The organism is Aliivibrio thorii, from assembly GCF_057368585.1.
The window spans coordinates 492337-517562 of record NZ_CM170655.1; the positions used below are offsets into that span (position 1 = coordinate 492337).

Below are 25226 nucleotides of genomic sequence, written 5' to 3' on the forward strand. Positions count from 1 at the left end.
TATGATGGGAGATACCCAACATTGGAGTGACTATGTTTTCTTATGAACACCTAACCTCATTTTTCGCTATGGTTAAAGAGGGAAGCTATAGCCAAGCGGCTCGAAAATTAGGAAAAGATCGCACAACGATTAGAGAACAAATCAAAGCGTTAGAAGACAGTTATGCGATTGAATTGTCTGATTTAAAGAAAAAAAGCCATTGCTTCGCCGGCAGGACTTGCTATCTATAAGCAAGCAAAATTATTGGTTAAAACAGTGAAAAACTCAATTTACGTATTACGTATTACGTATGATGAATAATTACCAGCAGCCGATCACTCAGTTGGATATATTTCACGATATTATTGTTCCGAATTCTTTAATTTTATTAGTGGAAGAATTTATAACCAATGCATTCCCTCATATTAAAATTCATTGGCTTCACCGTAACAGAGATCAGGCGCTGGCATCTCTGGTTGAAAGTAAACATCAGTTAGCTATCATGCAGAATAAACCATCAAATGAAACGCAATTCCCCGTTGGTTTTTTGAATTTAGACACACACAGTTTTTCAGCTTACTGCAACCCCACACATCCTATAGACTTATCGTTGTATGATTTGCAGCTAGAAAAACAGTATATTAGTGAAAACCATTACAACACCATGCCTGAATTTTTTACAGTATCTACCGATTTACGTTTGGTCACTAACAATAATGTCCTACTTAAGCTTGTTCGAAATGATAGCTGGACATTAATGAGTAAAGGATTAGCTCAACCTTATATTGATAATAAAGAGTTAGTGGAAATTAAAATCAAAGAACTATCCAATGATCTTCAAATCTGATACGTATATATTTTTTGGAGCTCTCAGAAATACATTGCAGATAAAAAATTAGTCGCTGCCACTGCACTGGAGAACTCAAAATACTAAAACGGGTCAGTTAATTCATTCAAATGATTTAAACATTTACGAGTGTTAAATTAAGAAACAATTCGATTTCTAGTTGTACAATTCTAAACACACACAATAATACAAAGAGACTCACCTTCATAATTCAATTATAAGTAATTTATATTATCAACTTAGATCATTCACCCCCCCATCAAACGAGCATCATCATCAAATACAAAAAATTCAACGATGATGCCAAAATTAAACAACCTGTTTAACTGATTATATTCTATTTTTTTTCGAGTTATAGCTCTTCATATAAATCATCAACTCCCGAAGTTAAAAAGCAATTAACAAACCTCTTTTCTTCTTCATAAATAGTAAGAAAATTAATAAGTTCATCCATCTCAATAAAGTTTGTAGCTAAATCAATTACGGTTCCTGAATGGTTACAATTAAAATTGGAACCAATTTTGATTATATAATGTTTGCCTACTAAAGATTTAAGCTTTGAAACTCGAGAAGCTCGGTTATTTATTAGATCATTCTGAAGAGGTTCATATGGGAAATCTGCTATACAAAAGTCAACATCAGACCTGGCTTGTAAAGCTTTTAAGTTCTTTGCTATTTGTTCAAAATTTTTATAAGTTTTTGTTGTCCCCATAAAAGTCGATTGACTTACAGGCTTTACTCGGGAGTTCACAGCTGTCTTCATGGCGAGATTAATTGCACTTGAAGCTAAATCTTCTGCTGATTTTTCGCAAATCAGTCTTCCTGCTATTTTCGCATTACTCGATATGTTGCTTAAATCAGGAAACAATGTAGCCATTGTACTTCCAACATCTGCTCCTGAACCTTTAATTGCTAAATATCCTGTATTTCGAATAATAGCATCAGTAAAGGGCATTGCTCGAGGCTTGCTTAAGTTGTCATTTTTTTCATTAATCCATATTTTTATGTTTTTATAAGCATCAGTTGTATAGATTGATTTACTACCTCGTTTATAAATAATAATAAGTTGTTCAATTATACTATGTAATGAACCAGCTAATACTATATCCGAAACGGATACATCATACTTGCTCATTTTAATAAAACTAAGAGGTAAAGGTCTCTTAAATGCAAGTTTATTCCTAGGATCTAAGTGAGATACTCCCCCGTTCGTTTCATAATAAATATTAGCATCAGGAGATACTTTTTTCATAACTGCTTTTTTTAAATCTAGCATATATTCTCTCTATTTTTAACAAGTTAAATGGGATTTATTGGTGTTATTTTTAGATTAATTACTTAATATAACATTTTAAGATATTTACCATGAATAATCAGGAAGAAACTAAACAACTATTCTTCAAAAAATATCAATGAAGTCACACTTGCTTTATGAATCAACATTAATTTTTTATTTAAAGTTATTTACCACTCAAATACATAGCATTCTTTTACATTACTAAAAAATAAAATTTTATTTACTCGACACCTCATTATTATTATTTATATATTTTAATTTAGCATAGCCTCATATTAGTATGTATAAACTTAAAAAATAGTTAAAAAATGCATATAAACTCTATAAAGCACATAGAACTCCCTCCTTTTAGAATTAAAAGCTCTTGTGAAGTACATATTTAGTACTTGTCACATAATTATTTACACCCACTTCATAAGTGCATTTCTAATATACTTTGCTTTTTTTTCAACTTTTGGTTCAATTTTTATATCTATTAATTGTTCAATCATTTTAATTAATGCATACCAATCATCCCCTTTTTGTACTAATCCTTTTCCTTGTAATTGTGAAGGGCTTGCAAACGATGGAGTTGCTTGCCAACATGATAGTGTTTCCCGAGAAGTTCCTATACGGTAACTTGCACCAAAATCAACTAATCGAATCGAATCAAGTGCTGGAATAAACAAAATATTCGACGGTTTGATATCCCCATGTACCCATCCTTTATCATGGCAATGTTTTATTGCCCTAATAATATTAGGTAGTATCCATGTAAGCTGTTTTACATGTTCCTTATTAAAAGTACTTAATGGTTTTGCTGTTGAGTCATATTCAAAATAAATAACACCATTTGTGGTATCTAACATTAGTGGTTTTTTAACATAAAATCCTGCACATTCATTTACAGCTTGCCACTCTCTTTCCATGTCTTTTGAGTCAACATAATACTTCCCTATCTTAGATAAATCCCAATTTCCATCGTCTAATAAAAAACAATAAGAAAAGGGTTTATAAGAAAATAACTCCTTTGAATTAATAATTTATAATTGTCTTGGTAATGCAAAAGAGGTAAACAATGATTTATTAAAGCTCTGATTGGCATCTCTCAAGGTGTAATCAAGAATAATACTATTGTCTCCAACTTTATACTTTAGCTTATGGATCAAGCGATCGGATGTCGCACTTGAATACCCATCAAATAGGGCTCTAAATAATGCCCACTGACCAGTGTATGATCGAGTTGCAATACGATTTCCACCTTGATAAAAATTAGTGGTAAGGTAACCATCAATTCCAGTTGTTGGCCAATTAAGATCTGTCCATATTCTTGGCCCGTGGCGGTAGCTAAAGATACTCTCTGATTCACGAATTTGAAAATCAGTGACAGCAGTACTCATAGAGTTAGGTCTAACTGCAAACTTCAAGGCTAACTCTTGCCCCGCGGCCCCAAAGAAAGTTTGAGTTAACTTATGTGATTTACGCAGTTGAGCCAACATTTTATTACTAATAGGTAATGCCAAACCATCAATCGTCTTGCGCTTCAACGTCCCATTATCCCAATAAACAAAAGGCTTTAACTGTTCATTAATAAACTTATCGACTAGCCCTTCTGGTTTAAAAAATTGAGCAAAATCATTCAGAGCAACTTCACCGCGACCATTTAATGCAAATGGAAAACGTCCTTCAATTGCTGAACCATAAAACTGATATACCTGTTCGAGCCATTGTTGATTTAAATAACCAACGCTACCATTAATGACTTGACTCCACGCTTTTTGTGATAAGTCTTTGGCCCATAGAGCAACTTGACTAGGTGCTTTTGCACCTTGACGTTGAAACTGAACAATCGCGTCTTGACTACCCGCAGCGTGTGCTAAAGCATATTCATGCATCATTTGAGCGGGGTCTGAACTCGATAATGCAACATCGAAATAAGTGCTCAAAGAGTCAAACTCTTGAATTAAGCTATCAAGAGGAATCGCCGTTCCTGCTTTTCCATTTCCATTTACGTAATTTCCATACTCAATAAAGGCTTCATTGACGACATAAGACGGCTGTAAACGTAACAATTTACCACCTACAGCACGGTTTATTTTATCTGCTTTACTTAAGCCTTTAGCCACTTTCTTAAAACCAAGTTGGCTAGCTATTTCTTTATTCCCCTTAGTATCAGGTTGTTCCTCTACTGCTAATGTCGTGTTGACAATAAGCGCTCCAAGTACATCAAGAACAGGACTTGTTGCTGGTTCTCGCGCATTTTTTAATGAATAAGCAAATTCAGCCTGAGAATTAAAATTTTTAACTTGAATATTGTTAACTAAGTCTTTCCAATAATAAATATAATCAGAAAAATATAGACGTTGTATCTGCTTACTTAATTCGGTTAACTCTGTTACCGATGCACCAGTCATATTTCCTTGAATCTCTTTAAATTCTCTTAATTGACGGCGTAAAAGTTCTGATTTTGCAGTTAAGTCAATTGAACTATATCCTTGCTTTGTATATATTTCAGGAATCAAATAACCATGAAAATCATTTGAGAACTCAAAGATAGTGTCAAATTTATCCCCAAGTTGGCGACGAATATCAACCTGACTACGATATTTTGGCAACTCTTTTATACGAGCATAAATAAGACGCTCTGGAGATAGCTCCTTTAAATTATTAGTTGCTGCCGCAATAAGTGCATTATTTGGTTCTAAACGATCCTGATAATTACTATTAAACAAATCCGTTATTAATAGCGATAAAGCATTAATGTCATCTGATGAAATATCACCTTGGTCTTTCATATTATCGATAAGATAAGTTTGAATTTCATTAATATCTAGGCGCTGAGCGTCAAACAGCATTTGGTAATAACGTAATACTTCAAATATTTTACTTGGATTGCCTAAACTTACAAATACATACAATTCTGAACTAATTAACTCTTCAATTTTTGGCAGTAAAATTAAATTAAGTTGTTCTTCGTAAAATTCATAAATACGGTCAGCAGTTTTACTTTGTTTAATGCTGACTTGTTGATACCAAACTTTAGGTTTAATTCCTTTCTCTGAAACATCTCTTAATTCGTTAAGTAATACAATGATATCTGAAGTTGAATAATTATTACCAAGACGTTTTACATCATTACTGTATAACTTTAATTGCGTCATAGCATTTGCACGCCATTGTTCATCTTGGTTCCAATTATTTTTTAATAAAACACCAGCATAGAAAATCGTCCCTACAACCAGTAAAACCATTGCACTTCGTACTACAAGATAACCTGAATGACGAAGTTCATTCACACCTGTAATACTTTTTTCTGGCAAAATGACATTGCTAAATAAACGAGTTGAGAAATAACTACGACGGCTTGATTTTTGCTCACGATGACTTTGAGAGTTAAACTCTGTTCGCTCAGCGATAACTTGCGTTAATAAGTCATGCTCTCTGCCTTTTTGACCGGACGACAATAAATAAGCACCACGGATCCATACAGCTTCACGAACTCTATTTTCATGACCAATATCTGCCAGTAACTCATTAACTCGTTCAAGAAAAATACGCAATTGATAAGGTAAAGCAATTACGGAGTTCGACTTTTCACTACTAATATTACGTAATAACTCAAATTGCTGCTGAGCAACGGATTTAATTAGATCTTTACTTTGTTCTTCAAATTGGTATTTATCAAAACGACGAGATTCTGTACATGGGAAGGTCATCCCAAATGGGTTCTCAACATCACAACTCGAGAAGCCTTCAAAAAACTCAACGAAATCAGCAATGGTATCTGCTTTTGAAAAAACACTATATACAGGAAGTGCTAGATCTAACATTCCTCCCATTGACAAAATGGCCTCTTGATAAATATTGCTTAATTTTTGACGATCCTTTCGATCACTTTCAAGTAAACGGTCACAACCAATAACTGAAATAGCACCATTTAGACCTTGACGAGGACGGTATTTTAATAACTGATTCGCTAATACTTGCCATAATTGCTCGTCAATTCCTTCGTCAGAAAATAAACGGTGGCCACCTTCAATCACAACTATCTGGTCATTACTCCAAAATTTAAGGTATTGCTCGGAATCTCCACCTTCAAGATGTCTATCAAAGACAGGTTCTAATCCATTTTTCCGAAGTAGATCACTTTTTGCATCGCCTTTACCACCTAACATTAAGTACCAAGGTAGGCTGTACAAGCTATCTAGTTTATTTCGACCTGTACCTCGTATTTTTTTTGTCGCCACTTTAAACAATTGTTGGATAATACGTGTATCTTGGTTTAACAAAACCTGTTGATCGTGTTTTTTATTAACTAGTTGCTCTTTTGTATATTGTTTATACCACCACCACATCAAAAATAGAATGACCACGGAGCTAAGAACTGTCATGCTATATTTTGTCAATTTCCATTCATCGTTAGATAAATAAGTCCAACATAATGTTGTTCCTGTGATCATCAATATCGCACATAAAACCGCACTGATTTTTTTCATCATATTATATCTATGCTCTCTTAATCGTAGCATTCAAGCCAAAGCGAATATTTAATTCATTTCTAATCTTTCGTATCACCGATAAATTATCTCCAGCTCTAATATAAAGCTCGACACCATGATCCGTTTCTCGTATGAATGGTTCGTATCCCGCTTGTTGTAATTTTGACGCTAATCGCACTGCATCTAATGAGCGAGTAAATACAGCAAGCACGACTTCCCATTTCAGAATTTCTTTAGATGCTTGTTTTTTATTATCAGCATCTGAGCTAAGGTAAATTAATTCTTTATTATTTTTCTTACTTACACTCGACATATCAATAGCATTAAATTGTGCAAGAATTGGCTGGCTACGGTTAAAATACCAATATTCTGATGCACCGTAAGCTGTGATTGTGCATAAGAAAGCAATTGCTAATGTTTTCGACATACTTAGCATTAGCCATGGTTGCTTACCTTCAATTAGTTCTGGTATTTTTGGTACAGGTAATACAGATTCACTGCGATAATGACAAAGAATGGAATACACATTTGATTGTATTTCATGTAAAACACTTTCATCATCGTGACGGAAGCGTCCTTTAAATCCCAACATAAGTAAAACGTATTGTAACTCTAAAAAATCTACTAAGTTTGCTGGCTGTTGGCTCGCTTTATCCAATAATGTAAAAAAAGCCTCACCCCCGTTACGTTGAGAAAAAACTTTACTCAACAATGAATGGTTTTCCCAACGGGTACTTTCTCCCCATTGGGTATAGAGAATCGCTTCATCAAAAGCGGCACACAATACAAAACAACTTTTTTCTACAATGCTAGGGTGATATTCAAGGTACGCTCCACGCTGACGAAACACAGAGATTTCATCTAATAGACGCTGTCTAAAGCGATTAATGTCTCTTGGTTCTCCTTGACGAGGTAAGGTTACCAAAATTGCAAATAACTCAGTTGCAGAGTTCAGTAATGGGCTATTATAAACTGCAAGATTATCAATAAGCATCTCTGCATCTAAAAGATCAATATCCTTCAATTCGGCATTTTCTTTCTTTACAGGTATTTTTTCTTTTGTATGACGAACGACGACTGTCGCTTCTTCATTAAATAATCCACTCACAATTCACCTACCTAATTACATGAAATTCAATGTGTACGTCTTCGATGCGTTCGTCGATATGCAAAGCGATAGGCTCGTCTTTTTTCACTAAGGTTTGCCATAATTCAGATTTAGTATCAATCTCAAAATACGCAGCATCGTATTTAGATTTAAGCTCTGAAGGCGCATAAGGTAGATTTCGTAACCCTACACCGGATAAAGCATTACGAACTAAACCTGCAATATCACTATTACCTGCAAGCTTAATTGCTTTAGGAAACTCTTTACTAAGGTACGAGGCACCTAAAGGTGACGTAGCAACCAAGATAAAACGTCCTTCATTATATAAACTGCGATCTTTAACTAGTGTTCGGAGTAAACGTCGGGAAACAAATAATTGTTTATCCCATGATAATGTCGTTAAATTATCAATTTGTACTTCACGTAGCAGCATTAATAACTCGGAGAAAACCATAGAAAAAATACTGTATAAATTGTTTTGGTCCCATACTGGAGCATCTTTAGGCACTTTCCCTTCAAGCCCCTGCATTTGACCAGCCATTGACAAGCATTCTAAATACAAATGTTTAGTTAATAAGCTACTACCTTGATTCCATTGTTGTAATTTAGGCATCCAAGCACCTAAGGCTTGCAACCATAAATAATCACGCATCATTGATTGATAACTTTTACTGCCATTTTCAATTTGTAGTCGAGTCGATATTGTCATTGCACGATACTGCACTTGGGCTAACACATCGGCCACACAATCTTTTAGATAATTAGATACACCAAACTGCAAACAGTACGGTACAAAAGCTTGATTAAGCAGTACTGCACCTTCTGATTTATGCTCACTTACCTCACAAACGGATATGAGAGTGTAATCTTGTAACTCTTCATCTTCTAATTTTAGAACAATATTAAGCTCAGCAACCTCTAACAGTACTGATTCACTGTGCTCACGACTAGTATCGAATACTGAATGCTCTACAGAAGAATGACGTAAGCGCTGATCAGCCCCAGCATCAACCGCACCAGGTCGTGATACAGATAAAGCAAGATACACTTTTTTGTGATTTGTATTTTTAGGTATATCTAAAACAAGACCACGATTAATTTCAAATGGCGTTCCATCTGGGAAGATCCCCCTTGCCCGACGAACAGAAACTTTACCTATATTAAGCATAGAGCGATCCAGTTCTAGTAAGGTTAATCCGCTCCCTTGAGGGGCAATCTGCTCTGTGAATTCACGAGTTAAATGTTCAACATAACGTGTTTGCTGTTGAAAATGCTGCGGAGAAAGAAACATGCCTTCACTCCAAACGACTTTTTTATTGTCCATTATTATTCCTCTTCACCTGATACTGATAGATTAATCCCATCTACTTCAATATTAATGGCTGTAATTCCTAAGATTATCGGTTTATAGATAACTTTATTTTTTGCTTCATGGTAGGCAGCAAACTCAGCAATAACACCGATATATTTAGTTTCTGCAGCAAGAGGAAATACTTCTTGACGTGTCTCTCCTGGTAAAATGCTTTCTAATTGGCGAGCAAGTAATAACTCTGCTTTTAAAACTCCCTGCTCATCATTATAAATTTGAATAAAATCTGCCTGTGAAAACGCTTGGCTATCAGTTAACTGATATACACGTAATTCTAACGGTGAAGGCTTTCCCATTACATTAGGGTTAATATTAGAAGCCGCTTTTATATTGAGTACAACTTGAGAAGTAAGGTCTGCACCACTAAAGCTACAACCTGATAATAACGAAACAAAAATAAATGATATTAACCACTTTCTCATTTGTTATCTCCTTCTAGGTTACGCTCTAGGCGGATTGCATCATGAAAATAAGCATGAAATTTAATTTGCCAATCTTTATTTTCAACTTGTCGAATAAAATAACGCTTATACATATTCCAATATTTAGGTTCACCATTAAAAAAACTGGGGGTTGAAAGCTCATCAAACATATCTTCCATTGCATGAGGTGAAATATCTGACAAAAAACGAGTTAACGCCATTTCTAAGGCTCTATCCAGATGTTGCTGCATTCGTTCTTCACTTTTTTGATAAGCTATCAATCCGTATTTATCATTTGCATTTTCTTGTATTGAAGCTTTACCTTCCTTTGACTCTAAAAATAAATTTGATTGAAGACCTGAACCAGAAAATGGATCATCATCTAATGCCACAAAGCTTAAATTTACTTCTTTATGTTCTTGTATTTCTTCTATTTTTTCTATTTTTTCTATATTAAACGGGTTATCGCCAATAATATTGCAATCAGAAAACGAAAAATCTAATTCAGGTTCAGGTTCAGGTTCAGGTTCAGGTTCAGCATGAGTAAGATTTGAAGAAAATGAAGACTCAACTTCAAAGATATTAAAAGGATCACCTCCTAATGAAGAATCTTCAGATAACGTTGATAAATCTTGAGTTTGAGCTTGCTCAGGAACAAAACAAGACACCAATAAGCGATAGCGACCGATATCAAGAATATCTCCATCACTTAATGTTGTTTGATTATTTAAACCAAGCGGTTTATCTGAACCATTAATAAATAAACCATTAGTACTATCATCGATAATTTGATACCCACGAGATGTTTTTTTAATAATTGCATGGGAAGCAGAAACTTCTCGAATAGCATCACTTAATTGAATAGAAGCACCAAAAGCACGACCGATACTCCCTCCTTCTTCAGGCAGTAATTTATTCCATTCAGAGATACTTTCTCCGTCTGGCGAACGAATAATTCTTATCGATATAGGCATATTATTTACCCTTACATTGTTGTATCGAACGGTTAAATTCAATTAAGACCCGTGTTTTTAAAACAAATAATTTCGAAAAATAAATTTAATTCATGTTTATTATCTAAGGTTCTGGCAATTTTGACAAAAGAGCAACATAAGGCCCAACAGCATTAATCCCTTATATAAGGTGAAATTAACTTATTGTTATAATTAACATCAGAACACTTATTTAAATAACCTGAAAAATATTTTATGCAATATCGATTTGAAATTTATTATCATTAACGGTCAGTAAGACTTCACTTATTGACTGTGATTGACTCATTCTCACAATGCATTGATTCGCTAACTCGGGCATTAATTGACGATTAATTAATTGCTCAATTGCACGGGCTCCCGTTTCTGGTGATTGGTTCATACTGACTAACAATTCAATAACTTGAGCCTCGTAATCAAACGTCGCGTTATAATGTTGCTTAACTCTTTTTTCAATGCGACGTAAAGACAGTTGAGCAATCTTACTCATCTCTTCATCATTCAATGGAAAATAAGGCACTATTGTTGTTCGACCTAAAAATGCAGGTTTAAAGAAACTTTGTAGTTCGGGAAAAATAGCGCTGGTTAATGTAGGTATAGAAGGACGACCATCAGCACACCCATTAACTACTGCGCTATCGGCTGCATTGGATGTCATAATAATAATCGTATTACGGAAATCAATTTCACGACCTTCACTGTCTGAAATAGACCCCTTATCAAAAATTTGATAGAAAATATCATGAACACCTGGATGTGCTTTTTCCATCTCATCCAATAATAAAACGGAATAAGGGTTTTTACGCACAGCTTCGGTTAATACACCACCTTTACCGTACCCGACATAGCCAGCAGGAGAGCCAAGAAGCATAGACACTTTGTGTTCTTCTTTAAACTCGGTCATGTTGATTGTAGTAATATTACGCTCGCCACCATAAAGTAGATCCGTCAACGCTAATGCGGTCTCTGTTTTACCAACGCCACTTGGACCACACATCAAGAATACGCCGACAGGCTTACGGGGATCAGTCAACCCTGCGCGAGACATACGGATCGCTTGGGAGATCTCAGCAATAGGAGCAACTTGGCCAATAACTCGTTCACCAATATGATCCTCAAGGTGCATTAAGCGCTCAACTTCTTCTTTTAACATGTTGCCGACAGGGATCCCTGTCCATAAAGAAATCACTTCAGCCACTGTTTGTTGGTTTACCTGAGGAAGCACTAAAGGTTGCTCACCTTGTATTGCATGTAATTCTTCCATTTTTGTTGCTAAAAGCGCTTTCTCATCACTTTCTGATAAATCATCACCATTTAAAAACTGCTCATCCAATCTTGTTTGCAAAGAAATAATTTCCGCGGCTAAGATTTTTTCTTGTTCCCAACACTGGCCGATTTCTTGATGCTGCTCTTGTAGAGCAACTAAACGCTGTTGAACTTGTACTAAACGACCATCATCAATTGACCATAATGCAGCTTCATGATTCAGAGTTGCAATTTCATTTTCAACATAGCTGATCTGCTCTGCTACCACTTCTAATTGACGTGGTGTAGCACTCTGACTTAACCCAATTCGAGAACAAACTGTATCTAATAAGCTTATTGCTTTATCAGGCAATTTACGCTCAGGTAAATAACGAATAGACAGTAAAACTGCGGCATTAATTGCTTCTTGCATTACTTTTACATTATGGTGTTTCTCTAAGCTTTTCTTTACGCCACTGAGCATATGTATTGCATCATCTTCGCTAGGCTCATCAATCGATACAACTTGGAAGCGACGAGTTAAAGCAGCGTCTGATTCAAAGTACTGCTTATATTCAGCCCATGTCGTTGCTGCAATAGAACGAAATTCTCCACGTGCCAACGCAGGTTTCAAGATATTTGCCGCATCATTTTGACCAGCAGCGCCACCAGCGCCAATTAAAGTATGCGCCTCATCAATGAACATAATTATTGGCGTTGGTGATTGTTTAATTTCATTAATTACGTCTTTAAGACGATTCTCAAACTCACCTTTAATACTGGCTCCAGCTTGGAGTAGCGATAAATCTAAACTGCGTAATTCTACATTAGCGAGTGCCGGTGGTACGTTACCATCGACAATTTGTTGTGCTAATCCTTCAACAATAGCCGTTTTACCTACACCAGGATCACCGACTAAAATTGGACTATTTTGACGGCGGCGACATAAGATATCGATGGCCTTTCGAATTTCATTACCACGACCAGAAATTGGATCTAAATCACCGTTTCGTGCGGCTTGAGTTAAATTCTGTGAATATTTATCAAGAGCAGGCGTGCTCATACTCTCTTCGTCACTACCTACCATTCCTTGGCTTTGATCAGATAATACAGAGGTAGATGAAAGTTGAGTTGCTGTTGTTGTAGCAATCGATTGGCGACTGAGCCACTCAGATGACAAGCTTTTTATCCAAGTTGATAATGCTCCATTATATGCACCTTGCTCAATCCTTTGTTTTAACACGATTAATACGTGAAACTCATTCATTGATAATTGGGCATGATTAAGAGACGCGATCATCCAAGCGTCTTTTAATAACTCAACTAATTGAGGAGAAAGCGATGGTGCACTGTCATTACCACGAGGTAAAGTAGCTAGATAATTATTCAGTTGCTCAAGAACACTTTCGCTTGCCATTCCAGCTTGCTCTACTGCTTTTTTCCACCCCATCATTGGCTGCTGCAGTAATTGAACAAACCAATGTTCAAGTTCAATTGAAAAATGATTACGTTGGACACACTCACCCGCAGCAGATTCAAGAGATGCCTTCATGTCCGGTGTTAATCTTTTTACTAGACTTTGCAATTCAATATTTATCATAATTTATTAACTCGTTGTTAGTAGCATTTCAACATACAGTTGATTATTTAAACGGCCATTCATCCAGGCTGACTGACCAACTTTTAAACCTTTGTCTGAGCTGCTAGTTAATTGAACTCTTGGCAAATAACGGCTGTCGACTTTCATATAGAGCTTATATTTAACGTTAACGCCCATGTAGCTCCGAACTAAGTGCTCAATGGCGCCAATCATTTCCTTATCACTGCGGATCTTTATATAGTGACTATAATTTCGAGGACATACTTTAATATGTAGCTTTTGACCAACCATAGGGGCACTTTCCCCAACCAATGCGCCAAGGCCTAATTGTCGATTCTGTCCGGTTTTTCCTAATTGAGTTAATGAACAAAGTGTTAAAGGCTGATACTCTAACTCACTTGTTTCTATAATAAATTCAGCATCAAAATAATCATCTAACAACAACTTGAGTGTAAACGGGCAGGTTAGTTTTAAACCTAATAATCCGGTATATTGAATTAAATGCTGTTTTGGAATTGCACTGTTGTTTTCTCCAAGGCCACATAAGCTCGATAGCATAGTAGTTAAGGATTTCTGGTGGCGATTCCATGCAAAAGTTTCTTCTTCTGCTTGACTACTTAAGTCGTGCTTTAACTCGGCTTGACAATACAAACGAAAATAACGGTTATTAAATACATCAAAAAAATCAACGGGGGCTTCATCACCCAAATCAAATTGAGCACACAATGCCTGACGATACATTTGTCTTGGTATTGTGCCTTTACAACCCGACAACGCTGCTAACGGGGTTTTGATTACATAACGACCGATAGTATTGCTGTATACTTCTGTAACTTGAGTTTGGTAATACGCAGGCAATAACTCTGCACTAAAAGCAACATTTGGACGTACACCATGCCATTCAGCTTTATGCTTAAATAACTGCCACGCTTTATCTAGTTCAACGTTTTGTTGAGTATTATTTAGGCGTGCTACAGTAGACTTTTGCATCCAGCCCTCCTTGGGAAAGCCATGTAAAGTTCGTCTTGTCCCTTCAGTTTAATATCGACCTGAGTAAAGCTATTAAACCCTGCAAAATATGCAAAAAAGCGCTCCAGGAGGTGGGCAAATAAACAAAGCCCTCCATTTACGCTTGTAGGATCAAGAGTGATAGTTATCTTGGTTCCATAAGCGAAACACGTTTTCCCTGATACTCTAATTGGAGCGACTACTTGCTCTTGTTCTATTATCGTTACAGATTCAATATAAGCATGATTTTGCAAATTCTGATTATGGTTATACAAATCAAATACATTTTTTAGTGTCTCAACAGGATTATCTGAACCTAAAATTGCATGATAATTAAAATGTAAATGACACAGTAAAGCCCACACATTTTTATTAGTTTCTTTGCTACGCATAGGCAGTGATGGTCGACGTAACAACTGAATATCTGCTGGAATAGTTAATGATTCTCGACACTCAATTTCACTTAACAATGACAGGTGACTCACTACCATACCATCTGTTACTGTCGCATTGACTAACCAAGTTAAAGGCTCGCTTTCTGCACTAATATGTTCAAGGTCAGCAACTTTTAAAGCACCCTCTAATAGACCATTCTCATGCAATGTTTGTACTAACTGCCAGCGTAGGCCAGATTCATTTCTATTAAATTTTTCACCGTAAATTTGTGCAATTTTTACTGATTCAGCTTGCGTAACATCCACCACTTCATCAACAGAAAATAACTCCAAACTATGTCCTTGGTTTACATCAAGCACAATTGGGTATTGTTTTTTTAAAAAATCAATTTCAAGTGGATCTGAAACCATTTGGTGTAAATTCACTATAGGTGTAGTAAATAGCGAAAAACGTTCAACAGATAAGTTTCGAGCAAAATCTACGCTTAATTCATCAATAAATATTTGAAGCTTAAATTGATGACTACCTATCTGTTTTAATACATCCCCAAAATTGAACTTAAAACCGTTAAATCGCTCTGAAAACATGAAAAATTCAGTTAATAACTTAAAGCCACCAAAGCTTGCCGCTTGATAAGGAAGGATCGTATCGCTTACATCAAAACCAATTGGCTCCATTGCATTTCTACCGAGTTCATAGCTCTTACCTTGTGCTGATACACAAATTTGAGATGTGTCCTGTGATAAAAGGTCAAACAACCGTAATGCAAAACTAGTTTCACCTTTAAAATGAAGTTTTAAAGATTCAATTAATAATTCAGACAATACAACAGTATCATCAACTGCGGATATTGATATTTCGATCAAGGCATTTGATTGCTCTGCACTTTTTGGTTTAGCTAGTTCAAATGGAGCAAAAGAAACATTAACGTTCTCAATTTTTAAAGGGAAAAGAGTTACATCTTCTGTTGTGCGAAATACAGCGCTAGCGGTCTGGTCATCACGTACCTCAAACTCCGTACCTACTGGAATATGATGAGTAGCATTCGTACCATCACCCACTACAAAATCAAGCAAACTATAAGAAGGAACTGGACGTAAGTAATGAGGAAAAAGCAAACGAATAAGGCTTTCTGTAAATTCAGGAAAAGAATCATCTAAACGCTGTTGTAATTTACCATTCAAAAACGCTATGCTTTCAATTAAACGTGCAATTTGAGGGTCATCAATGCTGTCTTTTTTTATGCCGAGCGCATCTGCAGCCCCCGGGTGACGAGCTGAAAATTGCGACGCTTCCTCTCGAATAAAACGCAGCTCTTGTTCAAAATATGACAGTAATGTATCAGACAAAATTTGATTTCCTTACATCCAATGTATTACGACTAAGATCCAAGAAAGAGTCCAATATAATAGCTTCTTCTCCTTGGTCAGACAGCATCGCCGCAGAAATACGAAACTGTAATTGATTTTTTAATTTTTCTTGCTCTTCTACTTCAATCAAGACATCAATTAATCTAGGTTCATAGCGACGGATCAAATAAGTAATATCAGCAATAATTACATCACTATTCGATTTACTCTGTGCGCGAGTCATATTACGTAATCCAACATATGCAATCGTATCAACTAACTCATCAGATGATTCTAATGCCGACCAAATTGGAGCTCTGCTTGATATAAGATCACAAATGTTATCAATAATTGCATCACGTACTGCATCTACATCATTCGTCCAAGATTGGGTTAATTTCGCCATTAAGCTCATGCTGATTCTCCCACTTCTTGATCTGACATAGAGGTAGTTAATAACACTTGAGCATCCATCATTTCATATTGGTACTGAGGCTGAAGCATGATTTCACATAAATAGCGTGTGCTGTCTTGGCTATCTTCTTGCATACGAACTTCACACGCTTTTAATGGATAACGAGCCATCACCGAGTCTTCACCATAATCAACTTCACTAATATAACGCTTTAGCCAATTCTCTAAACCCCGCTTACAATCTTCCATACTATCGTAACGGCCAATTTGGTCTCGGATCTGAACTTTAATATAGTGTCCAAAACGACATGCCATAAGATTTGTTTGCAACATGCCTAGCATTCGCAATTCTTCTGTCGGTGCCTTCCAAACAGATTGGTTACTGAAGAATCCTTTTTGCTCACTTAAATATAAGCTGCTTAGTGGAACAAAACCTTCTTCTGCCCAAAAACCATCATCTTCATTATAAATATCAACTTTAGCGATAAGTGGTAAATCATGTTGAATGATCGCTCCATATGTACCCGTTTCATTATATAAACGCAAAAAACCAAACCAACTAATACGTTCAAACTCTTGAATAACATTTCCTGCAAGTAAATAGGCACTATTTCCCCAAAGCGCATAATCACGCTCATTACTTTCAGTGAAAATAAACCCTGCCGCATAATTTTGATAAGGACAGCGTTGTAAATACTCAGGTAAAGCCAAATGTAAAAAACGAGAAGATGATTTATCTCTTAATAATTGCCATGAAAGAAAATCACAGCTCTCTAAAATACGTTTTGCTCGGGCGTTATCGTGCAGTTGTCGATTGGGATCATCACCAAAGAAAAACTCATCAACACCTAATATCACAGGACATAAAGATTTTTCTGCAAGTTCTGATAGTAATTGCAAAGTATAAAGGTCGTCATGTGCTTCATCTTCACCATAATCAGACGTTATTTTATGGTCGATAACAAGAAGCCCAAATGGAGTACCTCCCGCAGTATCGAATTCATTCGAATATAATTTTTTAAATAAAGCCGTGTGCTTTATATCAAATGAATAATTGAGATCATCTGACACCATACTCCAACTTAGATCTAATACTTTAACTTTAACTCTTCTCGGTGAGACTTGTTTTTCTGTCAATAACTGAAGATCAAACCAACTTGCTTCCAGTTGTTTAAAATATTTATGTTGCATGATCGTCGAAAGTTGATAGCTAATAATATGATCTAAATTAGCTATCAATTTAGTAAGTAATGCTTTGAATTGGGCAGTATTACCTTTTTGAGAAAGTGATAACAATTCCTCCCAAGGCAAGTCTAATGGAATCGTTATTGATTGATTGATTGTATTCATTGACTATCCAATTCAAAACACTTCGGAGGGATATATTCCCCCCGAATATTATTAACCAGGAATATTTGCAACCATACGTAATGATGTGCTTAATTCTTCCATTTGCAGCCAAGGACGTAGATATGCGACAGCAGAATACGAACCTGGACGGCCAGCTTGCTCTTCAACAGTCACTTTTGCTTCAACTAATGGATGACGAGCTTTTGATTCATTACCAATCGCATTTGGATTAACATATTTGTGGATCCAAGCATTTAGATCTTTTTCAACATCTTTAGGGTTGACATTTGATCCAATAAGATCTCTCCCCATTACTTTTAGGCATTGAGCTATACGGCTACTTGCCATAGTGTATGGTAGGCGAGCTGAAATAGCTGCATTTGCCATCGCATCAGGGTCAAAGCTACCTTTTGGTTTATGAGCCGTTTGTGCTCCCATAAATACAGCATAATTTGTATTTTTATAGTGTACTAGCGGAAGGAAACCAAGCTCACTTAATTCTTTTTCACGTTCATCAGTCAAGTTAACTTCTGTTGGACACTTTTGCAGTAAGTCACCAGCATCTGAGTAATATGCAAAACTTGGTAAGTTCTCAACTTTACCACCGCTCTCAGTACCACGAACCGCAGTACACCAACCAAATTCAGTAAATGATCGTGTTAGTAGTAAACCGAATTCATATGCAGCATTACTCCAGACAAAATCTTCATCTGAACCTATTATTTGCTGACCATTATTACGTGTTTTCAATTCTTCAAAATCAAACGATTTTACTGGTACTGTTTGTGCACCATAAGGCTGACGAGCGAGGGTTTTAGGCAAAGTTAATGCCACATAACGAGAATCGTCACTTGCACGGAAAGCGTTCCAACTAACATAAGCTGGAGAATCAAAACCTGCTGCGACAGGCTTACCATCAGAAAAGGTTGAATAAGTCGTAAAATCAAACATGCTTGCACTTGCTGCTGCAATAAACGGGGCATGAGAAGCAGAGGCTACTTCACCCATATAGCGCAATAAGGCAACATCTTCGTCACCATAACCGAACTCATAGTCACCAATCAAAGCACCATAAGGTTGACCGCCAGCAGTACCGAACTCTTCTTGGTAAACCATATTAAAGAAACGACTACGATCGATTGCTGGAGCGTCTTCAAATTGTACTAACAATTCATCTTTAGTATAATCTGCTAATTTGATTTTAAGATCAGACCCAAGCTCACTATTTTTAACTAGTTTTTGTAAACCAAGCCAAGTCCCTTCTAATTTCTGAAAATCGCTGTTTTGCATAACAGATGAAAGCTGGTCAGAAATTTTAGTATCAATTGCGTTAATCGCTTTTTCGATAGTGAGAGTTAAATTTTTATCCCACGCAACCGTACCATCAAGTGCTTGCGAAGTCAGAATGCTCAAAAGCTCTTTTGTTGTATCAACAGGTGTTTGAGCTGTAGCGGTAATCGCACGATCAAGAATATTGATTGTTACTTCCGCTTCTACACTACCTTCTGGTATCGTTTGTTGTTCTGTAGACATTATTCTGCTCCTTCGTTATTCAGACCCAATTCTTGTGCTAAACCTTGAATTGCATCTGTACTTTGTAGGATTTCTTTTAATAGCCGCTCAAAATCTCTAGAACGATCAGCTTTACTTAATAACACTTTAAGTTGATTACGAGTTTCTACTAACTTCTTCAGTGGATCGATTTGTTGTACCACGCTCTCAGGATGAAAATCTTTCATTGAACTGAAATTCATATTCACTTCAAATTGGCTTTCATCATTCGCTAATTTATTATCAACTTTATAAGAGAGCGTTGGGGCAACTTGACCCATTACCATATCAAAATTATCTTTATCAATACTTGTAAATTCGCGTTCTTCTAAATCAACTTTTTCTGATTCTGGTTTATGCCCAGAAAAATCACCAATAACACCAACAACAAATGGCAATTCTTTGGTTTCTACCTCACCGTTCGTTTCAACATCATAAGTAATACTTACGCGGTTTTTACTAACACGCTTATGTTGTGAATTCAAAGCCATAGCTGTGCCCTCGTTTATAAATTAAATAGCAAGAGTAAAGTACCTCATTACGAGGTACTTAATTATAAAAATTACTGAGCGCCAGACAATAACTTACCTTGAGGTAGGTTATAACTAACGATGCCGCCATCTTTAATTTCACCGCCATCTAATTCGTAATTGTGTTTCTGTGCGATCTCAACATAAGACAGTGCTATATTCTCATGTGGTTGAGAACCATCACTACCCGTAACATTATAAGAAACAAGACGTGCTTTAGTTAATTTCACTTGGAAATATAATTTAGCACCTGAACCATCAGCTTCAGGTTTAGTAAATGCAATCTCTACTGTTTTACCTTCTTTACCTGGGTTGAATAGGTAAGAAAGTAAGTCTTCAGACGCTCCATCCACTTGTTTACTCAGGTTAATTTCACTCAATGCAACCATACCACCATCAGCATTATTACCATTACCTATGTCCATAGCTACATTACGTACCCCCCCCCAAGCATAAGAAGACAGTGCAAACCAACCTTCTCCCTCTAGACCTTCAACTGTCGCGCCACCTTTAACATCGACACTCTCAATACGCATATAAATACTAGCCATTTTTTCTTCCTTATCTTAAGTTCATAATATATTCACCAACGAAGCGCTGTAGGCCCCGAAGATGACTCTTCTTCATGTTGTTTTAGTTCAGTATCATTAATAGATACTTGATCTACTTTATCTTCAATATTTACAGGTTCTGAAATAGAAGAACTCTCAGTAAACGTTAAAGTATTTTTAATGACACTAGGAGGTACACTTACATCTGGTAGCAAAACCTGTTCAAAGTGATTCAATCCTGCGGCATTAAAAATTTTACTTACATTATCTCCATCCTGTTCTGTCATCATTTCTTGTAATAATTCAGGAAGAGATAAGTATCCCCAACGGATCGCCTTTTCTAATAAAAACGAAACGGGGCTATGTGGTTCACTCTGACGGAAATAATCAGATACTTCTCGAAGTAAATGGAAAGCTAAATCACGATTCATATTATTCGTGAAACCTGTTTGCGAAAGATTATCTGCCGTTAGTATCATAGACCTAGATAAATTACCCACATGAGAATCAGCTTCTACGAACAAAGTATTTTCGTCACAAGTCTCAGCATTTTTCGATTGGTTTATTAAACATTCCTTTTCTTCATGACTTGTACTTTTCATTTCAGATTTCATGCCCGATAACTGCTGCAATGCGTTGTTATATTTAGTAAACAACGTTTTCAAAAAATTAAAGTTAGGAGCATTAATCCCTACAGATTGAGCATGCGTTTTGGTTATCGCAATTAAACGTTCAATTTGAAAAAGACACTCGACTACACTTTCTAATCGTTGTCGAACATTATTACGTTCAAGAGCAATTAACGAAGTCGCCTGTTGTTTAAGTTGACTTAATTCGCCTTTACGCTCTGCACTTTGAAAATCATAAAATGTAACGTGATCGACAAGTGGTAGCAGTAAAAAGGGGGTATACAATAAGCAACTTTCTTCACTATCCCCAAGTAATTGAAAAAACGCTTTCACTTTAACGTTATATTGCTCAGCTAAACGCTCTACATCTGAATCACTTTTTAACTTTTCTTCAGGTAATACAGGGTTAATGAAATTCCATTGTTGTTCCAATAAATCAGCAAACCAATTCATTGAATATGCAACGCTGCTAAGTGAGTTATCAAGTAAAATTTGAGAAGTAATAAACCACCCAATTAACTCAATATCTCTCGTCACATTTTGAAAAGTAGCCATTAAGCTAATTGATAACACTTGCCAATTTTCACGATTCTCATCTTGTAAAAGTTCTAACTCTTGACTGCTTGGGTTCTGGCTAAGTTTACGTAAAGATGTTTGAGCAACATTAAACTCATTACGTAAAGGACGAAATGTACTTTTATCTAATTTTAAATAAACTCCGCAAATAAAATCATCACTAATAGGAGTTTGAAACTCTAAAATATTTTTTTTTGTAAACTTCATTTATCCCCCAAATAATTCATCAATAAATTCGACGAAGCATATTTCATATACGTATAAGCGAAAATATAACTATTACAATTAATTTTCATATAGAAATAAAAATAGATATTTAAATAACATACATATAGACATTACAAATATAAGTATATTATTTATAAGTAAAATAAATTAACCACCAATTAGCACTGTTGGCATTCCCATAATTATAGTTCCACCGTGTGCAGTTATATCTCCCATACGAGCTGCTGGTTTATTATTAATTAATACTGTTGCACTCCCTTTAATTATGCTGTCAGGTGGCCCTATACAAATACACATTTGCCCTAAAGTAGCTGCTGGTAAATTACCAATCAGGACAGTTGTAGGAAAAGGTAATAAAGGGCCTCCTACATGTGGAATAGGTACAACGACAGGAGTTTGCATTGGACACATGTGCATATCAGTTGCTCTAGCTGCTGGTAACATTCTATTCTCCTAAATATCGCCATTTCCACCTTTAGCGATATCAAAACCAATATCTATAAAATGTTGATAACGTTCTATTGCCAACTGCCCTTCAGGTAGAACAGCACTTAAATCAATACAACCTGCAACCGCTTGGGCATATAAATACTGCGGAGGAGGAACTATTGGTTCGTTAGGTCTTGTTATGCTTCCACCACTCCAAAATGCAGATTGAGCAGCCCAACCAGCACCAGAATCAAGACCAGCTTTAAGTGCCATTGCTTCTGCAAATCGACGATTAGTTTCATCTGGGGTATGTACCCATGCTTTTGTTGCTCGAATTGCATCCCATTCTTGAGGATTCCAATCATCTCGATTATTTGTACAACAATATGCCCACCAAACGGCTTCTCGGACAGGAAGTGCATGTGCTAAATAGCAAACGACATCTGCATGTAATGATTGCTCTAATGCTACTTGGATCAATTCATAAGGTGTCATTGTATCCTCTGCTAACAAGGAGAAATCATTATTTGCAGAATAAAGCGCTAAAACATCAAGAGCTTTTTGATATGGGATCTTTAATAATTTCATTAGTTTACCTTTGTAATTGCACCTTTGATTTGAACCATAGCTCCCGCTTTTACTTCAGCGATAGCACTTGCATTAAGAGCGACCGTTGCAGCTTTAATATTTGCTTTCCCTTGACCTTCAACTGTCACCATTGCTGCTTTCATCTCTGCTTTTGCTTTCCCTAAAATGCTAATTTGTGGCCCATCTATCTTAATACCACTAGCACTGATTTCTATTTTACTGGCTCCTACTTTCAGTTCTATTTTACTTTTTCCAGTAATCGCAATAGAACTACCATCAACCATAACCGATGATTTTGCTTCCAGTAACATTTTAGATCCGGCACCCAATTTAACTTCTTTGTCACTACTCGAAGACCAATTATCTTTACTGTTTATTTCTATTGTTTTTTCACTTTTAAGAAATACTCCCTCTTTTACTAATAGATCTGAGGTTTTATCTATTATTGTTGTTTGCTTACCTTTAACGGTTGTTAGCCAATCATTATTCGCATTCAACAATAGGTCTTTTTCAGCATGAAGAAATATATGTTCTTTATCTTTTTGATCTTCAAAACGCAGTTCGTTACCTTGTTTATTGTTACCTTTTGGCGTAGTCCGAGTTTTAATTCCACTTTGAGAAGCTGAAGAATAAGGCGTCCTATTCGATTTATTATAGATAGAACCGACAACAATGGGCTGATCAGGATTACCATCAATATATTGAACAAGTACCTCATCTCCAATACGTGGCACAAATTGCATACCAAATCCTTTACTCGCTAACCCTTGAGAAACAGGAAGCCAGCACGATGAATTCTCATCTTCTTTGCCTTTTTGATCCCAATGAAATTGTACTTTTATACGTCCCATGTCATCACGGTAAATTTCTTTATCTTTAGGTCCTGTCACTGTTGCTGCATGAATAGAATGCACTTGAGGTTTTGCTCTTAGTACAGGTCGATATGGCGATGATGTTATCAGACATTGAAAATGATTTTGATAAGCCACCTTCTTTCCTGATTCATCGCAGTTAATACTATGAGTGACCTTTGAAATTACGTATTCTTGGTTAAAATTACTAACAGGATGCTTAAGTAATTTAAAACGTTTACCGCAAGAAAAAGCTGCTATATATGACTGAGAGATTGCTAATGTTTTCTCTATATCTAACGCTTCCATATGACGCTTAACAGCAGAACGAATATTCCCTTTATCGGTAAAGCCTTGCCCATAGTGGTAAGAAGAAAATGACGTAGGGGAATGAGTGAATTCACTTTTACGTTCACCACTACTGAAAACTTCTGCTAATTCTTGAGTATGATCCACTAATGATAATTTTGCAGTGCCTATACTTGTTTTCAGTTGCCATGTATTCACAGTACTCTCAGGATCGGAGCTTCCGTCTTGAAAGTACACAGAGTTTCTCTCAATTGATTTAAAGCCTTGATTTGAATCTGCAATAATAACAATAGCTTTACTGCCAGTATGATCAACATGGTAATGCCATCCTTCACTAGACAATAAGCGCTGTACAAACAATAAATCACTCTCATCTAATTGAGCACAATACTTATGTTTTTTACCATTTTCAGACAATGAGATTTTAAAATAACTTTTAAAATCAGACTCTCCAAGTACTTTATCTATAATTTGTTTCGTCGTCATATCTTGGAAAATTTGACGATTATAACGATATGCAAGAAGCGAAAGAGGATCAGAAGCTTGAATTTGATAAAAGAATAAAGACTTTTCTTCGCTGTAACCCATTAACTCAATACTAACTGCTAAGCCGAAAAAATGACGAGTTTCCTTTTCTTGTTTAAAAATAACATCAACACTTTTGCCTAATACTTTATCACTAATCTTAGTATTGCTCGCAACAGAAAATGTAAAATTAGTTCCTTGAGATAATACTTCCTCACATTCTAATTGAGTAACTGTATATATTTCATTATCAACTAACCTCACAGTCAGAGGGCGAAAATCATGTAATAATTGAGTCATTATAGTATTATTCCTTTAGTATAATAATTATAATTAAAAGATATTTATTTTCTAAAACCATACAGACTGTCATACTATACTTATCTGTATATATTATTTACTAAACATAATAAAAACTTGTAAATAATTTAAACTATTAATTTATTATTACTAAAAAACAACCTCAACATAAAATAAGCGATTCATAATGGCTGAGCTTTCTCATACAAAGTTTTTACATTCATCATGACGAATGTCAGAAAATAAACTGGCTTTTATTCAATAATCGTCATGATTAAAATCCTTGGATGTTTGACCAAGCTCGC

21 protein-coding genes are annotated in these 25226 nt (G+C 35.8%); 2 read left to right on the forward strand and 19 right to left on the reverse strand.

All coding sequences use genetic code 11. The features are described from left to right. Nucleotides 1-32 precede the first annotated feature (32 nt). Both AC2IP4_RS16440 and AC2IP4_RS16445 read left to right on the forward strand, forming a co-directional pair. Nucleotides 33-230 carry a LysR family transcriptional regulator gene (locus AC2IP4_RS16440; protein ID WP_375320059.1) on the forward strand — a complete coding sequence of 66 codons (198 nt, stop codon included), beginning with the start codon at nucleotides 33-35 and terminating at the stop codon, nucleotides 228-230. 59 nt (nucleotides 231-289) lie between these two features. Next, nucleotides 290-826 carry a hypothetical protein gene (locus AC2IP4_RS16445; protein ID WP_486311156.1) on the forward strand — a complete coding sequence of 179 codons (537 nt, stop codon included), beginning with the start codon at nucleotides 290-292 and terminating at the stop codon, nucleotides 824-826. A gap of 352 nt (nucleotides 827-1178) precedes the next feature. On the opposite strand, the gene AC2IP4_RS16450 is transcribed toward AC2IP4_RS16445, so the two are convergent. The 19 genes from AC2IP4_RS16450 to AC2IP4_RS16540 form a co-directional block, all read right to left on the reverse strand. Continuing rightward, nucleotides 1179-2102 carry a hypothetical protein gene (locus tag AC2IP4_RS16450; protein ID WP_486311157.1) on the reverse strand — a complete coding sequence of 308 codons (924 nt, stop codon included), beginning with the start codon at nucleotides 2100-2102 and terminating at the stop codon, nucleotides 1179-1181. Between the two features lie 422 nt (nucleotides 2103-2524). Next, nucleotides 2525-3031 (reverse strand): protein kinase domain-containing protein, encoded by a 507-nt coding sequence (locus AC2IP4_RS16455; RefSeq protein WP_375320056.1) that lies wholly within the window; start codon nucleotides 3029-3031, stop codon nucleotides 2525-2527. Between the two features lie 114 nt (nucleotides 3032-3145). Continuing rightward, nucleotides 3146-6601 carry a type VI secretion system membrane subunit TssM gene (gene tssM / locus AC2IP4_RS16460; protein ID WP_486311158.1) on the reverse strand — a complete coding sequence of 1152 codons (3456 nt, stop codon included), beginning with the start codon at nucleotides 6599-6601 and terminating at the stop codon, nucleotides 3146-3148. 7 nt (nucleotides 6602-6608) lie between these two features. Next, on the reverse strand, nucleotides 6609-7652 hold the full coding sequence (gene icmH, locus AC2IP4_RS16465) for a type IVB secretion system protein IcmH/DotU (RefSeq protein ID WP_375320842.1): 1044 nt from the start codon (nucleotides 7650-7652) through the stop codon (nucleotides 6609-6611). Between the two features lie 64 nt (nucleotides 7653-7716). Then, nucleotides 7717-9033, reverse strand: a complete 1317-nt coding sequence (tssK, locus tag AC2IP4_RS16470; RefSeq protein WP_105056513.1) for a type VI secretion system baseplate subunit TssK — start codon at nucleotides 9031-9033, stop codon at nucleotides 7717-7719. A gap of 2 nt (nucleotides 9034-9035) precedes the next feature. Beyond that, a complete protein-coding gene (gene tssJ, locus AC2IP4_RS16475) occupies nucleotides 9036-9500 on the reverse strand; it encodes a type VI secretion system lipoprotein TssJ (RefSeq protein ID WP_375320054.1) in 465 nt (154 codons plus the stop codon). Continuing rightward, complete coding sequence (locus AC2IP4_RS16480) at nucleotides 9497-10474, reverse strand: FHA domain-containing protein (RefSeq protein ID WP_486311159.1); 978 nt, start codon at nucleotides 10472-10474, stop codon at nucleotides 9497-9499. Before AC2IP4_RS16480 ends, tssJ begins: the two co-directional genes overlap by 4 nt. Before the next feature lie 232 nt (nucleotides 10475-10706). Continuing rightward, on the reverse strand, nucleotides 10707-13337 hold the full coding sequence (tssH, locus tag AC2IP4_RS16485; protein WP_486307761.1) for a type VI secretion system ATPase TssH: 2631 nt from the start codon (nucleotides 13335-13337) through the stop codon (nucleotides 10707-10709). Between the two features lie 6 nt (nucleotides 13338-13343). Then, nucleotides 13344-14327 (reverse strand): type VI secretion system baseplate subunit TssG, encoded by a 984-nt coding sequence (locus AC2IP4_RS16490; RefSeq protein ID WP_375320051.1) that lies wholly within the window; start codon nucleotides 14325-14327, stop codon nucleotides 13344-13346. Then, nucleotides 14309-16090 (reverse strand): type VI secretion system baseplate subunit TssF, encoded by a 1782-nt coding sequence (tssF, locus tag AC2IP4_RS16495; RefSeq protein WP_486311160.1) that lies wholly within the window; start codon nucleotides 16088-16090, stop codon nucleotides 14309-14311. Before tssF ends, AC2IP4_RS16490 begins: the two co-directional genes overlap by 19 nt. Then, a complete protein-coding gene (locus AC2IP4_RS16500; protein WP_375320049.1) occupies nucleotides 16083-16505 on the reverse strand; it encodes a GPW/gp25 family protein in 423 nt (140 codons plus the stop codon). The genes tssF and AC2IP4_RS16500 overlap by 8 nt, the downstream gene beginning before the upstream one ends. Beyond that, nucleotides 16502-17854 (reverse strand): type VI secretion system contractile sheath domain-containing protein, encoded by a 1353-nt coding sequence (locus tag AC2IP4_RS16505; protein ID WP_375320048.1) that lies wholly within the window; start codon nucleotides 17852-17854, stop codon nucleotides 16502-16504. Before AC2IP4_RS16505 ends, AC2IP4_RS16500 begins: the two co-directional genes overlap by 4 nt. A gap of 51 nt (nucleotides 17855-17905) precedes the next feature. Beyond that, the gene (tssC, locus tag AC2IP4_RS16510; RefSeq protein ID WP_375320047.1) at nucleotides 17906-19387 is read right to left on the reverse strand and encodes a type VI secretion system contractile sheath large subunit; all 1482 of its coding nucleotides are present in this window, start codon (nucleotides 19385-19387) and stop codon (nucleotides 17906-17908) included. After that, a complete protein-coding gene (tssB, locus tag AC2IP4_RS16515; RefSeq protein ID WP_060991877.1) occupies nucleotides 19387-19896 on the reverse strand; it encodes a type VI secretion system contractile sheath small subunit in 510 nt (169 codons plus the stop codon). Before tssB ends, tssC begins: the two co-directional genes overlap by 1 nt. Nucleotides 19897-19967: 71 nt before the next feature. Beyond that, nucleotides 19968-20486, reverse strand: coding sequence for an Hcp family type VI secretion system effector (locus AC2IP4_RS16520; protein ID WP_375320046.1), 519 nt, complete (start codon nucleotides 20484-20486; stop codon nucleotides 19968-19970). 32 nt (nucleotides 20487-20518) lie between these two features. Beyond that, nucleotides 20519-21898 (reverse strand): type VI secretion system protein TssA, encoded by a 1380-nt coding sequence (locus tag AC2IP4_RS16525; protein WP_105056523.1) that lies wholly within the window; start codon nucleotides 21896-21898, stop codon nucleotides 20519-20521. A gap of 168 nt (nucleotides 21899-22066) precedes the next feature. Further along, nucleotides 22067-22363 carry a PAAR domain-containing protein gene (locus AC2IP4_RS16530; protein ID WP_060991874.1) on the reverse strand — a complete coding sequence of 99 codons (297 nt, stop codon included), beginning with the start codon at nucleotides 22361-22363 and terminating at the stop codon, nucleotides 22067-22069. 9 nt (nucleotides 22364-22372) lie between these two features. Next, the gene (locus tag AC2IP4_RS16535; RefSeq protein WP_105056524.1) at nucleotides 22373-22936 is read right to left on the reverse strand and encodes a DUF6931 family protein; all 564 of its coding nucleotides are present in this window, start codon (nucleotides 22934-22936) and stop codon (nucleotides 22373-22375) included. Next, entirely contained in the window at nucleotides 22936-24921 is a 1986-nt protein-coding gene (locus tag AC2IP4_RS16540; protein WP_375320045.1) for a type VI secretion system Vgr family protein, read from the reverse strand. The genes AC2IP4_RS16535 and AC2IP4_RS16540 overlap by 1 nt, the downstream gene beginning before the upstream one ends. Between the last annotated feature and the right edge of the window lie 305 nt (nucleotides 24922-25226).

What these genes read in the sequence shown, in the direction of transcription:
- AC2IP4_RS16525 (WP_105056523.1), bottom strand. Translation starts at nt 21,898, where the DNA reads ATGAAGTTTACAAAAAAAAATATTTTAGAGTTTCAAACTCCTATTAGT.
- tssB (WP_060991877.1), bottom strand. Translation starts at nt 19,896, where the DNA reads ATGGCTTTGAATTCACAACATAAGCGTGTTAGTAAAAACCGCGTAAGT.
- tssC (WP_375320047.1), bottom strand. Translation starts at nt 19,387, where the DNA reads ATGTCTACAGAACAACAAACGATACCAGAAGGTAGTGTAGAAGCGGAA.
- AC2IP4_RS16530 (WP_060991874.1), bottom strand. Translation starts at nt 22,363, where the DNA reads ATGTTACCAGCAGCTAGAGCAACTGATATGCACATGTGTCCAATGCAA.
- AC2IP4_RS16440 (WP_375320059.1), top strand. Translation starts at nt 33, where the DNA reads ATGTTTTCTTATGAACACCTAACCTCATTTTTCGCTATGGTTAAAGAG.
- tssM (WP_486311158.1), bottom strand. Translation starts at nt 6,601, where the DNA reads ATGATGAAAAAAATCAGTGCGGTTTTATGTGCGATATTGATGATCACA.
- tssJ (WP_375320054.1), bottom strand. Translation starts at nt 9,500, where the DNA reads ATGAGAAAGTGGTTAATATCATTTATTTTTGTTTCGTTATTATCAGGT.
- AC2IP4_RS16480 (WP_486311159.1), bottom strand. Translation starts at nt 10,474, where the DNA reads ATGCCTATATCGATAAGAATTATTCGTTCGCCAGACGGAGAAAGTATC.
- AC2IP4_RS16505 (WP_375320048.1), bottom strand. Translation starts at nt 17,854, where the DNA reads ATGAATACAATCAATCAATCAATAACGATTCCATTAGACTTGCCTTGG.
- tssK (WP_105056513.1), bottom strand. Translation starts at nt 9,033, where the DNA reads ATGGACAATAAAAAAGTCGTTTGGAGTGAAGGCATGTTTCTTTCTCCG.
- AC2IP4_RS16500 (WP_375320049.1), bottom strand. Translation starts at nt 16,505, where the DNA reads ATGAGCTTAATGGCGAAATTAACCCAATCTTGGACGAATGATGTAGAT.
- AC2IP4_RS16445 (WP_486311156.1), top strand. Translation starts at nt 290, where the DNA reads ATGATGAATAATTACCAGCAGCCGATCACTCAGTTGGATATATTTCAC.
- AC2IP4_RS16490 (WP_375320051.1), bottom strand. Translation starts at nt 14,327, where the DNA reads ATGCAAAAGTCTACTGTAGCACGCCTAAATAATACTCAACAAAACGTT.
- AC2IP4_RS16520 (WP_375320046.1), bottom strand. Translation starts at nt 20,486, where the DNA reads ATGGCTAGTATTTATATGCGTATTGAGAGTGTCGATGTTAAAGGTGGC.
- AC2IP4_RS16455 (WP_375320056.1), bottom strand. Translation starts at nt 3,031, where the DNA reads ATGGAAAGAGAGTGGCAAGCTGTAAATGAATGTGCAGGATTTTATGTT.
- AC2IP4_RS16535 (WP_105056524.1), bottom strand. Translation starts at nt 22,936, where the DNA reads ATGAAATTATTAAAGATCCCATATCAAAAAGCTCTTGATGTTTTAGCG.
- AC2IP4_RS16540 (WP_375320045.1), bottom strand. Translation starts at nt 24,921, where the DNA reads ATGACTCAATTATTACATGATTTTCGCCCTCTGACTGTGAGGTTAGTT.
- AC2IP4_RS16450 (WP_486311157.1), bottom strand. Translation starts at nt 2,102, where the DNA reads ATGCTAGATTTAAAAAAAGCAGTTATGAAAAAAGTATCTCCTGATGCT.
- tssH (WP_486307761.1), bottom strand. Translation starts at nt 13,337, where the DNA reads ATGATAAATATTGAATTGCAAAGTCTAGTAAAAAGATTAACACCGGAC.